The organism is Bradyrhizobium sp. CCBAU 51745 (assembly GCF_028128715.1).
Lineage (GTDB): Bacteria > Pseudomonadota > Alphaproteobacteria > Rhizobiales > Xanthobacteraceae > Bradyrhizobium > Bradyrhizobium manausense.
Genome location: NZ_LBJP01000003.1, coordinates 285,135 through 297,484, shown reverse-complemented (window position 1 = coordinate 297,484; position 12,350 = coordinate 285,135). Strand labels below are relative to the sequence as shown.

General features: G+C 65.1%; 8 protein-coding genes. 4 read left to right on the top strand and 4 right to left on the bottom strand.

What is annotated here, in order from left to right:
* The first annotated feature begins 288 nt into the window (after window positions 1-288).
* Window positions 289-1,794, top strand: coding sequence for a glycerol kinase GlpK (gene glpK, locus XH98_RS04125; protein WP_271617864.1), 1,506 nt, complete (start codon window positions 289-291; stop codon window positions 1,792-1,794).
* A gap of 199 nt (window positions 1,795-1,993) precedes the next feature.
* On the top strand, window positions 1,994-2,587 hold the full coding sequence (locus XH98_RS04120; protein WP_271617863.1) for a GNAT family N-acetyltransferase: 594 nt from the start codon (window positions 1,994-1,996) through the stop codon (window positions 2,585-2,587).
* A 47-nt stretch (window positions 2,588-2,634) separates the two neighbouring features.
* Here XH98_RS04120 and XH98_RS04115 read toward each other — a convergent pair whose 3' ends face one another.
* Entirely contained in the window at window positions 2,635-3,786 is a 1,152-nt protein-coding gene (locus XH98_RS04115) for a BBP7 family outer membrane beta-barrel protein (protein ID WP_271617862.1), read from the bottom strand.
* Window positions 3,787-4,125: 339 nt separating this feature from the next.
* Window positions 4,126-5,073: a threonine/serine dehydratase gene (locus XH98_RS04110; protein ID WP_271617861.1), complete on the bottom strand. Its 948-nt coding sequence runs from the start codon at window positions 5,071-5,073 to the stop codon at window positions 4,126-4,128.
* A 155-nt stretch (window positions 5,074-5,228) separates the two neighbouring features.
* On the opposite strand from XH98_RS04110, the gene XH98_RS04105 reads away from it, so the two are divergent.
* Window positions 5,229-5,858, top strand: a complete 630-nt coding sequence (locus XH98_RS04105) for a glutathione S-transferase family protein (protein ID WP_271617860.1) — start codon at window positions 5,229-5,231, stop codon at window positions 5,856-5,858.
* 268 nt (window positions 5,859-6,126) lie between these two features.
* Here XH98_RS04105 and metH read toward each other — a convergent pair whose 3' ends face one another.
* Window positions 6,127-9,978 (bottom strand): methionine synthase, encoded by a 3,852-nt coding sequence (gene metH / locus XH98_RS04100; RefSeq protein WP_271617859.1) that lies wholly within the window; start codon window positions 9,976-9,978, stop codon window positions 6,127-6,129.
* 6 nt (window positions 9,979-9,984) lie between these two features.
* Complete coding sequence (gene metF, locus XH98_RS04095) at window positions 9,985-10,905, bottom strand: methylenetetrahydrofolate reductase [NAD(P)H] (RefSeq protein WP_271617858.1); 921 nt, start codon at window positions 10,903-10,905, stop codon at window positions 9,985-9,987.
* Between the two features lie 393 nt (window positions 10,906-11,298).
* Here metF and XH98_RS04090 point away from each other — a divergent pair, with 393 nt between their 5' ends.
* The gene (locus XH98_RS04090) at window positions 11,299-12,312 is read left to right on the top strand and encodes an LLM class flavin-dependent oxidoreductase (RefSeq protein WP_271617857.1); all 1,014 of its coding nucleotides are present in this window, start codon (window positions 11,299-11,301) and stop codon (window positions 12,310-12,312) included.
* Window positions 12,313-12,350 lie beyond the last annotated feature (38 nt).

Genomic DNA, 12,350 nt, shown 5'->3' with positions numbered 1-12,350 from the left:
CGGCCCCTCGGTTCCAGCCGCGCCGTCTCTGGAATACTGGATCGCCCGATCAAGTCGGGCGATGACACCGAGCAAGTGGACGCGGGGAGCCAATAACAATGAAAAAGATCCCCGTTTGACCGGCCAGACCATCGTTATCGACGGCGGTATTGCCGCGGCGGCGGTGTAGCTTTTGTCCAGCTGCAGCCGCTCATCCCAGCTTGACCTCTTGGCGGCAATCCCGTTTCTTTGGCGCGACACAATATCCCCTCAGGGAAAACGCCAAATAAAACGCCAAGGTAAGCTTCCATGTCTTTCGTCCTCGCCATCGACCAGGGCACCACCTCCTCGCGCGCGATCGTGTTTCGCGGCGATATTTCCATTGCGGCGAAGGCGCAAGCCGAGTTTCCGCAGCATTTTCCGGCCTCCGGCTGGGTCGAGCACGAGCCCGAGGACATCTGGACCTCGACCGTGATGGTCTGCCGTGAGGCGATCGAGCAGGCCGGCATCACGGCAAAGGACATCGCCGCGATCGGCATCACCAACCAGCGCGAGACCACCGTGGTGTGGGACCGCGCCACGGGCCAGGCCGTGCACCGCGCCATCGTCTGGCAGGACCGCCGCACCGCCGATATCTGCGCCAGGCTCAAGCACGAAGGCCGCGAGCCGCTGATCTCGCAGAAAACAGGTCTGATCATCGACCCTTATTTCTCCGGCACCAAGGTCGCCTGGATCCTCGACCATGTCCCCGGCGCCCGCGCGCGGGCCGCGCGCGGCGAGCTGATGTTCGGCACCGTCGATTGCTATTTGCTCTGGCGCCTCACCGGCGGCAAGGTGCACGCCACCGACGCCACCAACGCCTCGCGCACGCTGCTGTTCAACATCCACACCGGCCAGTGGGATGACGAGCTCCTGGAGATCATCGGCGTGCCGCGCTCGATGCTGCCGGAAGTGAAGGATTCCTCCGCGCGCTTCGGCGAGAGCACGCCGGATCTGTTCGGCGGCGCGATTGCGATCTCCGGCATCGCCGGCGACCAGCAGGCCGCCACCATCGGCCAGGCCTGCTTCCGTCCGGGCATGATGAAGTCGACCTACGGCACCGGCTGCTTTGCGCTGCTCAACACCGGCGCGACGCCCGTCGCCTCCAAGAACAAGCTGCTCACCACCATCGCCTATCAGCTCGAGGGAAAACGCACTTACGCGCTGGAAGGCTCGATCTTCGTCGCCGGCAGCGCAGTGCAATGGCTGCGCGACGGCCTCGGCATCATCAAGCACGCGGCCGAGACCGGACCGCTCGCCGATCAGTCCGACTCCATGCAGAGCGTCTATCTGGTGCCGGCCTTCGTCGGCATGGGCGCGCCCTACTGGAATCCGCGCGTCCGCGGCGCCCTGTTCGGCCTCACCCGCAACACCGGACCTGCCGAGCTGGCGCACGCCGCGCTCGAGAGCGTCTGCTACCAGACCTTCGACCTCTGGGCCGCGATGCGCGCGGACTGGCCGAGCTCGGAAGTGGCGAGCGTGGTGCTCCGCGTCGACGGCGGCATGACCGCGTCCGACTGGACCATGCAGCGCCTTGCCGATCTGCTCGATGCGCCGGTCGATCGCCCTGTCATCCAGGAAACCACCGCGCTCGGCGCCGCCTATCTCGCCGGTCTCAATGCCGGCGTCTATCCCGAGCCGACCAAGTTCGCCGACAATTGGCGCCTCGAGCACCGCTTCAAGCCGAACATGAGCGATGCTACGCGCGAACGAAAGCTCGCCGGCTGGGCGCGCGCAGTGAAGGGCGTGCTGGCAAGCGACGAGGGGGAAGGGTAGGCGGATTCTTGGCGGGCGCGCATCCACAAACTCCGCCGTCGTCCTGGCGAAAGGCAGGACCCATAGCCACGAATACAGATTGTTTTGCGCGGTTGGAACGACGAGTTGCGCTTACAACATCTGCTGCGGCGTATGGGTCCCGGCCTTCGCCGGGACGACATAGAATGCTTGGCTAGCGCTCGGCCCACAGGAATCCCCTATGATCCTCCCCGACGGCTATTCCGACGTCCCCGCCGGCAAGATCGCCGCCGTTGTCACCCATCTCGAGATGACCACGCCGCCCTCCCGCCGTGATGATCCGCCCGGCGCGTGGACCCTGCGCAAGGTCGATGCGCCAGCGCTTGCCTGGTACCGCGATCTTTACCGCCGCGTCGGCGAGGACTGGCTGTGGTGCTCGCGAGCGTTGATGAGCGACACCGAGCTCGCCGCGGTCATCCACGCCGCAAGCATCGAGGTCTATGCTCTCGTCGCCGACGGTCGCGACGAAGGCCTGCTGGAGCTGGATTTCCGTCAGCCCGGACAATGCGAGCTGGTCTATTTTGGTGTCACGGCAAATTTGATCGGCACCGGCGCCGCCCGCTTCCTGATGAACCGCGCGCTGGAGCGGGCCTGGTCCGGCGACGTGCAGCGCGTCTGGGTGCACACTTGCACCTTCGATCATCCCTCGGCCGTCGCGTTCTATCAGCGCTCCGGATTCATTCCGTTTCGGCGCCAGATCGAGGTGGCGGACGATCCGCGGATCGATGGCACGGTGCCGCGCGATGCGGCGAAGCACGTGCCTGTTATCGAATAGATCGCAACTGTATCCACACCGTCATTGCGAGCGCAGCTACCGCGCCCTCAATAATTATACCGCACGCCGAAGCTAAATCCCTGCGCGAGCAGGTTCGTCGTGTTCATCACCGGCAGTGGCCGGGTCGGGCCCGCGGGCGGGCCTGGCGGTATCAGGCTTGGATTGACGGTGGTGTCGATCAGCCCGCCGGCGCGCTGCACGCCGGCCCAGTACAGCACGTCGTAGCCGACGGTCAGGCGCCAGGCGGGCGCGATCTCATAGCCCGCCTTGAGCGAGAGCTCCGGCACCGCGGCGAATCTGGTCTGTGAAAAATGGCCGCTGTTGCTGGCGAGTGCGAGGAAGCCGCCCGGCGCCGTCGTGGTGACGCCGGCGATGGTCGAAACCGCCGAGCCCGACACGTCGGCGGTGTCGATGACCGCGCCGAGCGCGACCTTGCCGCGCCACTCCAGCGACCACGGACCGTTGCGCCAGTCACCGGCAAGGCCGAGATCGAGGCCGTGGAAATTGCTCGCCGCCTTGAAATAGTCCGTCGGCGTGAATGTGCCGAAGACAAGGCTGCTCGCGGTGTCGGTGATCCACAGCGTGTCGGAGGCGCGCAAGTACCGATAGCCGACCAGCGCGCTGACGCGCTGTCCGCTCCACAGGGCGAACTCCTGGCGATAAAGCGCGCCGGCGCCGAGCAGGCGCGATGTCTCGTTGGCGTTGACGCTGCCGGTGGCGACGCCCGGAAAGCTTGCGATCAGCGTGTCGGGAAGTCCCGTCAGCGCGTTGCTGAAAGGCCGCGTCAGGATCGGATTGGTGCCGGTGTCGGCGGCAAAGCCAGTCCCGATATTTTCCAGCCCGAAGAACGATGCCTCGACGCCGCTTCTCCTCTGCGGTTCGAACCAATAGCCGGCGGTGACGCGTCCGCCCGAACGCCAGTCGGTGTTGACGCTGGAATTGCCGAACAGCACGGTCGTGGTCGGCTGCCCGAGCGCGCCGGCGATGCCCAGCGGCGTGCCGACCGGCGTCGTCGTCACCAGCGCCGGCAGCTTGTCTCCGGTCACGCTCCAGGCGAGATAGTCGACCTCCGCCCAGAACGGGTTGAAAGCGACGGGCTTCGCCGGCGCCTTGAGCGGCAGGTCGGCGGCGAATGTGCCGCCGGTCAGCGATATCGCCGTGAGCGCAACGCCAAAAGCTGTCGCCAACTGCCGATTCATCGACCTCCCCCCGGGGTTCCCCGGACTGAACCATGCGACATCTTGTTCGGCAAGGCAGAGTTCAGGCGAGGGGACTGCCAAAACGCCCGGCTGTTGCCGTTGGGTATCGCTCACAGTCGATGTCACACAGCGTGGCTTCGTAGCCCGGATGGAGCGAAGCGAAATCCGGGACTCTCGATCGGGTTGTGAGATCCCGGATTGCACTTCGTTGCATCCGGGCTACGCGCTGCCTCCACCGTCATTGCGAGCGCGGCGAAGCAATCCAGAGCCTTTCCGTGGAGACAGTCTGGATTGCTTCGCTGCGCTCGCAATGACGAAGGTCAGCGTCGTCGCCCATCGCTAGCCCTCGAAATTCACCGCCGTCGTATTCGCCCCGCAAACCAGCACCGCGATGCGCTCGCCCGGCTCCGGACGATAGCGGCCGGAGAGCAGCGCGGCGAACGCGGCCGCGCCGCCGGGTTCGGTGACGAGACGCAAGGTCGACCACAGCGCGGCCTGCGCCTGCCGGATTGCATCGTCACTGACGAGGACGACGCCCTCGACATGAGCGCGCGCGATCGGGAACATCAATTCGCCGACGCGCCGCGGCGCCAGGCTGTCGGCGGCGAGGCCGCTGGCCGGCGCGTCGACCGGGGCGCCTGCTGCGAACGCGTCATGCAAGGTCGGCGACAGCTCGGGCTCAACGGCAATGATGCGCGTCCTGCCCGCGCTCCACGCCGCGATGCCGCCGATCAGGCCGCCACCGCCGACGGCCACCAGCAGCGTGTCGATCTCGGGGGCGTCCTGCTCCAGCTCGAGGCCAACGCTGCCCTGGCCGAGCAACGTTTCAGCCTGGTCGTAGGCGTGAACGGCAAGCGCGCCGGTCCGCGCGACATGCGCCTCGCTGGCCGCGAGCGCATCGGCATAGCGGTTGCCTGCGATCACGAGCTCGGCGCCATAGAATCTGATCCGTTCGGCCTTGGCGGGCGAGGTGATGTCAGGAACGAAAATCGTTGCGGGAATCCCCAGCTGTTGCGCCGCATAGGCGACGGCCGCGCCGTGATTGCCGCCGGAGGCGGCGACGACACCGGCTTGCGGCACCTGCCGTAGCAGCAGATTGGCAAAGGCGCCGCGCGCCTTGAACGATCCGGAATGCTGCAGCATTTCGAGCTTGAAGGTGACGGGCGCGGCCGGAAGGCCGAATTCGGCGAGATCGGCCTGGACCAGCGGCGTGCGGCGGATATGCGGACGGATGACGGCCTCGGTCGCAGCGATCCGCTCGCGATTGATGTCTGATGGTGCTGTCATGATGCCGTCCTTGATAGCGCATTCGGGAGAAATTGTCCCGGCGCCGTTGCGTCAGATGCAATGCTGCATGTCGAGGATTTTCCTTGCGCTGCTGCGATCTTGTCGTGGAGACTGATCGGCCCTGCCTTGTCCAACGACAGAGAAGAGCGAGAACCATGTTCCTGATCGGCCAATATGATTCCCCCTTCGTCCGCCGCGTCGCGATTGCGCTGCGGCTCTACGGGCTTGGCTTCGAGCACAAGCCGTGGTCGACCTTCGGCGATGCCGACAAAATCGCGCCGTACAATCCCTTGCGCCGGGTGCCGACGCTGGTGCTCGACGATGGCGAGGCGCTGATCGAAAGCACGATCATCCTGGATTATCTCGACGAGCTCGTCGGGCCTGACAAGGCGATGCTGCCGCGGAGCGGCGTCGAGCGGCGCAAGCATTTGCGCATCTGCGCGCTGGCGACCGGCCTCGGCGACAAGGCGGTCAGCCTGCTCTATGAGCGCGTGCTGCGGAAGGAGCAGCTGGCGCTATGGGTCGAGCGTTGCCGGGCGCAGATCGGCGACGTGCTTGGGGTGTTGGAAGCCGAGCGCGCCAAGGTGACGACGCCGTACTGGCTGGAGGCGCGCATCGGTCATGCCGATATTGCGGTCGCCTGCGTCGTCCGCTTCACCCGCGAGGCGCATCCCGACCTGTTCGACGCAGCGCGCTATCCGGCCCTCGCAGCCCATGCCGATCGCTGCGAAGCGCTGGCCCCGTTCAAGGAGATCGTGCAGCCGCTGGCGCCGCCGAAGGGGTAAGGGTCACGCTGTCATTCCGGGGCGCGCGTAGCGCGAACCCGGAATCCATTGTGCGGCGGGTGATGAGGACAAATGGATTCCGGGCTCGCGCCAAGGGGCGCGCCCCGGAATGACGGCGGTGGGCATCACGCGCCATACCCGATCCTGCCCTCATACAGCTGTTTTGCCCGACGGAGCAAGCGATTTTCCGTAAAAACGAAATCGTATAACCCGATCAACCCCATCCCTACTGTGCATGGGGTTGTTTCGCGTTTTGCGATCCTGGCGCCTACCCCGCCCCCGCGCGCTTCTTCTGCCAGACCAGATGCACCGCGCAGGTGCAGCCCGGCGGATGCGAGGCGAGATCCTTCGACATCTCGTCGTTGGCGGGCGTTGCGGCAAAGGCCTTATCGCTCGCCGGCTGCGACGGGATGTAGTTCAGCACCGGCGCGAGCCAGCGCTCGGCCTCCGCGACGCTCATGCCCTTGCGCGCGGCGTAGTCCTCGACTTGGTCGCGCTCGATCTTGCCGACGCCGAAATAATAGCTCTCGGGGCTGGCGAAATAGAGCCCCGATACGCTGCTGCCCGGCCACATCGCAAAGCTCTCGGTCAGCTTCACCCCGGCGGTGGCTTCGGCATCGAGCAGCTCGAACAGCGTCGCCTTCTCGGTGTGATCGGGCTGGGCGGGATAGCCGGGCGCGGGGCGGATGCCCTGATATTTTTCCAGGATCAGATCCTCGTTGGAGAGCGCCTCGTCAGGCGCATAGGCCCAGAACTCGCGGCGCACCCGGGCATGCATGGCTTCCGCGAACGCTTCGGCGAGCCGATCGGCCAGCGCCTTGCACAGGATCGAGGAGTAGTCGTCATTGGCCATTTTGAAGCGGTCGGCGACCGCGTCCTCGCCGATCCCGGCGGTGACGACGAAGCCGCCGACATAGTCGGGCACGCCCGCGGGCGCGACGAAGTCGGACAGCGCCGCGTTGAACCGGCCCTCGCGCTTCTCGAGCTGCTGGCGCAGCGTGTGCAGCGTCGCGATGCTCTTGGTCCTGTTATCATCGGCATAGAGCACGATGTCGTCGCCTTGCGCATTTGCCGGCCAGAAGCCGATCGTGGCACGCGCGCGGAACCATTTTTCCTTGACGATGGTGTCGAGCATCTTGCGCGCATCGTCATAGAGCGAGCGCGCGACCTCGCCGACCTTGTCGTCCTTGAGGATGGCGGGGAAGCGGCCGGCGAGCTCCCAGGTCTGGAAGAACGGCGTCCAGTCGATATAGGGGACGAGCTCGGCGAGGTCGTAGTCGTCGAAGCTCTTGGTGCCGAGGAAGGTCGGCCTCACCGGCTTGCTCTTGGCAAAATCGACCGGCACGCGGTTGGCGCGCGCATCAGTGAGCTTCAGCCGCTTCTTGTCGGCCTGCGCCCGCAGATGCGCCTCGGAGATCTTGGCGTATTCGGCGCGCACTTCGGCCGCATAAGCCTCACGCTTCTCCGGCGAGAGCAGCGAGGAGGCGACGCCGACGGCGCGGCTGGCGTCGTTGACATGCACCACGGGTCCGGCGCGATAGCTCGGGTCGATCTTCACGGCCGTATGCACGCGGCTCGTCGTGGCGCCGCCGATCAGCAGCGGCAGCTTGAGGCCTTCGCGCTGCAGCTCGCCGGCGAAGAACGCCATCTCGTCGAGCGAGGGCGTGATCAGGCCGGAGAGACCGACGATGTCGGCCTTCTCCGCCTTCACGGTCTCGACGATCTTCGCCGCCGGCACCATCACGCCGAGGTCGATGACTTCATAGTTGTTGCACTGGAGCACGATGCCGACGATGTTCTTGCCGATGTCGTGGACGTCGCCCTTCACGGTCGCCAGCACGATCTTGCCGGCCGACGAACTCGCCGCGCCACCGATGCCGCTGGCGAGGTTGCGCGCCTTCTCTTCCTCCATGAACGGCATCAGATACGCAACGGCCTGCTTCATGACGCGGGCGGACTTCACCACCTGCGGCAGGAACATCTTGCCGTCGCCGAAGAGGTCGCCGACCACGTTCATGCCGGCCATCAGCGGGCCCTCGATCACGTCGAGCGGTCGCGAGGAATTCTTGCGGGCTTCCTCGGTGTCCTGCTCGATGAACTCGGTGATGCCATGCACCAGCGAATGCGACAGCCGCTTCTCCACCGGCCATTCGCGCCAGGCGAGATCAGCTTCCTTGGCTTCCGTCTTCTTGCCGCGGAATTTTTCCGCGAGCGCCAGCAGGCGCTCGGAGGCGCCGGGATCGCGGTTGAGGACGACGTCCTCGCAGGTCTGGCGCAGCTCGGGATCGATATCGTCATAGACGATCATCTGTCCGGCATTGACGATGCCCATGTCCATGCCGGCCTTGATGGCGTGATACAGGAACACCGAATGCATGGCCTCCCGCACCGGCTCGTTGCCGCGGAACGAGAACGACAGGTTCGACACGCCGCCCGAGATATGCGCGCCCGGCAGGTTCTGCCGGATCCATCGCGTCGCCTCGATGAAGTCGACGCCGTAATTGTTGTGCTCCTCGATCCCGGTCGCGATCGCAAAGATATTCGGATCGAAGATGATGTCCTCGGGCGGAAAGCCGACGCGATTGACGAGGATGTCGTAGGCGCGCTTGCAGATCTCGGTCTTGCGCGCGAAGGTGTCGGCCTGACCGACTTCGTCGAATGCCATCACCACGACGGCCGCGCCATGGCGCCGCGCGATCTTGGCCTCGTGAATGAATTTCTCCTCGCCTTCCTTCATCGAGATCGAATTCACGACCGGCTTGCCCTGCACGCATTTCAGGCCGGCCTCGATCACCGAGAATTTCGACGAGTCGACCATGACAGGCACGCGGGCGATGTCGGGCTCGGCGGCGACGAGGTTGAGGAAGGTGACCATCGCGGCTTCCGAATCCAGAAGCCCTTCGTCCATGTTGACGTCGATGATCTGCGCACCGTTTTCGACCTGGTCGCGCGCGACCTGCAGCGCCGCGGTGTAGTCGCCTGATGTGATGAGCTTGCGGAAGCGGGCGGAGCCGGTGACGTTGGTGCGCTCGCCGACGTTCACGAACGGAATCGCATCGGTCAGCACGAACGGCTCGAGGCCGGAGAGGCGCAGCCTTGGCGCGATCTCCGGCACGATGCGCGGCTTGTGCGGGGCGACGGCGGCAGCAATCGCCGCGATATGCTCCGGCGTGGTGCCGCAGCAGCCGCCGACGATGTTGACAAGACCATCGCGCGCGAATTCGCCGACCAGGCGCGCCATGTATTCCGGCGTCTCGTCATACTGGCCGAATTCGTTGGGCAGGCCGGCATTCGGATAGGCGCAAACGAGCGTGTCAGCGACCCGGCCGATATCGGCGATATGCGCGCGCAGATCTTCGGCGCCAAGCGCGCAGTTGAAACCGATGGTGACGGGCCTGGCGTGCCGCACCGAATTCCAGAACGCTTCCGGCATCTGGCCGGAGAGCAGGCGGCCGGACTTGTCGGTGATGGTGCCCGACACCATCACCGGCATGTCGATGCCGAGCTCCTCGGCGATCTCGGCGATGGCGTAGAGCGCCGCCTTGGCGTTCAGCGTATCGAAGATGGTCTCGACCAGCAGCAGATCGACCCCGCCGTCGATCAGGCCGCGGATCTGCTCGCCATAGGATTTGCGCAAGTCATCGAAGGTGACGGCGCGATAGCCTGGATTGGCCACGTCAGGCGAGATCGAGGCGGTGCGGTTGGTCGGGCCGATGGCACCGGCGACGAAGCGCGGCTTGCCGTCCTCGGCGGCAACCCGGCGGGCGGCATTGCCAGCGAGGCGGGCACCTTCGCGCGCCATCTCGTAGACGATGTCGGTGAGATCGTAATCGGCCTGCGCGATCGAGGTGGTCGAGAACGTGTTGGTCGCGACGATGTCGGCGCCGGCGCGCAAATAGGCCGCGTGGATGTCTTCGATCGCCTGCGGCTGGGTCAGGATCAGCAGGTCATTGTTGCCGCGCAAGTCGCGATGGAAGTTCTTGAAGCGCTCGCCGCGGAAGGCGGCCTCGTCGAACTGCAGGTTCTGGATCATCGTGCCCATGGCGCCGTCGAGCACGAGGATGCGCTCGCGCGCGGCATTGATCAGAGCGGTTCGCTTGGGTGAGGGGGATACGGTCATGGTGTCTTAAGCCGCCTTCTGCGCGCTCTTGGCGCGAATGCCGAGCAAATGGCTGATCGCGAACACGAGATCGGCGCGGTTCATGGTGTAGAAATGGAAGGTGTCGACGCCGTGTTTTGCCAGTTTCTGCACCTGGCCGGCGGCGACGGTTGCGGCCACCAGCTTGCGGGTCTCGGCATCGTTGTCGAGCCCCTCGAACTTCGCGGCAAGCCACTCGGGAACGGTGGTGCCGTTCCGAGTGACGAAATTGCGCGCCTGCTTGAAATTGTGCATGGGCATGATGCCCGGCACGACCGGAATGTTGATCCCGCGCGCACGGACGCGATCGAGGTAGCGGAAGTAAAAGTCGTTATCGAAGAAGACTTGCGTGATTGCCCGCGTCGCACCGGCGTCGACTTTTGCCTTCAGCGTATCGATGTCCGCGTCGAAATCGCGCGACTCAGGATGCTTCTCGGGATAGGCCGAGACCGACACCTCGATATCGGCGTGCCGCTTCTTGATGCCCGCAACGAGGTCGGCCGAGCTCTGATAGCCGTCGGGATGGCTCGCATAGGGCGTGCCGATGCCGCCGGCGGGATCGCCGCGCAAGGCTACGATGTGGCGGACGCCGACCTCATGGTAGCGGTCGACGATCTCGTCGATCTCGCCGCGCGAGGCGCCGACGCAGGTCAGATGCGCGGCCGGCAGCAGCGCGGTCTCCTTGAGGATGCGGGAAATGGTCGAATGGGTGCGCTCGCGGGTCGAGCCGCCGGCGCCATACGTCACTGACACGAATTTCGGGTCCAGCGGCGCCAGCCGGTTGATGGTCTCCCAGAGATTCCGCTCCATATCTTCCGTCTTGGGCGGAAAGAACTCGAAGGAGATCGCCGGCCGCTTCAGGTGCCCGTCTTGCCCTTCGGTATGGGCAGGCGTCGTCGTCTCGGTCATGGCACCACTCACTTCAGGGGCTCGCCAAGGTCTGGCGGCCGGGGTCTATCTTGGGAGGGTCTAAGATAGGACAAAGGCGGATTACTCGACAGCCCATCGGTGATGGGAAGTCGCCCACTTCGTGCAGTATTGCTATCAATACTGCAGTTTATAGGCTTCGAGTGGGAAGCATGCTAAAATGGAATATTTTACAAATATAACAATTAGATAATCCATTCTCTAGGCCTGACGGACCTCTCGTTTTGAGGGTGGGCAGGGTGAATTCTATGTTGCAGGCGGTTGAGCTGTCCCAACTCCTGGCTTCGCCATACGCCCGGGCTCGCGGACGACACACGCCAGATCTGCGCCCGCTGCCCATTGTCGCCGCGCGGTCCTCTATTACGTTACGGCGCCATGATCCCGCTTTCAGTCCTCGACCTCTCCGTCGTCACCACGGGCACAAAGCCGGCCGTCGCGCTGCGCAACAGCATCGACCTGGCGCGCCATGTCGATCGCCTTGGCTATGTCCGCTACTGGCTCGCCGAGCATCACAACCTCGCTTCGGTCGCCAGCCCCGCGCCCGACGTGATGATCGGGCAGATCGCGGCGGTGACCAAGCACATCCGTGTCGGCTCTGGCGGCGTGATGCTGCCCAACCACGCCCCGCTGGTCGTAGCCGAGCGCTTCAAGATGCTGGAGGCGCTGTTTCCCGGCCGCATCGACCTCGGCCTCGGCCGCGCCCCCGGCACCGATGGCGCCACGGCCTATGCGCTGCGCAGCCGGCTCGACCGCCGTGAGGGCGACGATTTCCTGGAGCGGCTGCACGAGTTGATCCTGTGGGAGACCCGCGAATTTCCGGCAGGCCATCCCTATCACAACGTCGTCGCGATGCCCGACGACACCAAGCTGCCGCCGATCTGGCTGCTCGGCTCCAGCGATTATTCCTCGGAGCTGGCAGCACAAGTCGGCATGGGCTTCGCTTTTGCGCATCACTTTGCGTCCCATGATGCGATCGACGCGATGGTGCATTATCGCAATCGCTTCCAGCCCTCGGCCTGGCGCGCGACCCCGCATGCGATCCTCGCGGTTGCCGTCATCACGGCGGACACCGATGAGGAGGCCGAAAGGCTCGCCACGTCCTTCGATCTCAATCGCCTGCGCCGCGATCGCGGTCAATATCTGCCGCTGCCGAGTGTCGAGGAGGCGCTGGCCTATCCCTATACGGATTCCGAGCGCATCTCGATCGCGCGCAACCGCTCGCGCCTGTTCGTTGGCAATCCGGCCACCGTGCAGAGGAAGCTGCAGCCGCTGCTGGATGCGAGCAAACCCGACGAGCTGATGGTGATCACCGCCGTGTACGATCACGAAGCGCGCAAGAAGTCATATACGCTGCTGGCCGAGGCGTTGGGGCCGAAGCGGGCGGCATAACAACTGCTGTCATTCCGGGGCGATGCGAAGCATCGAAC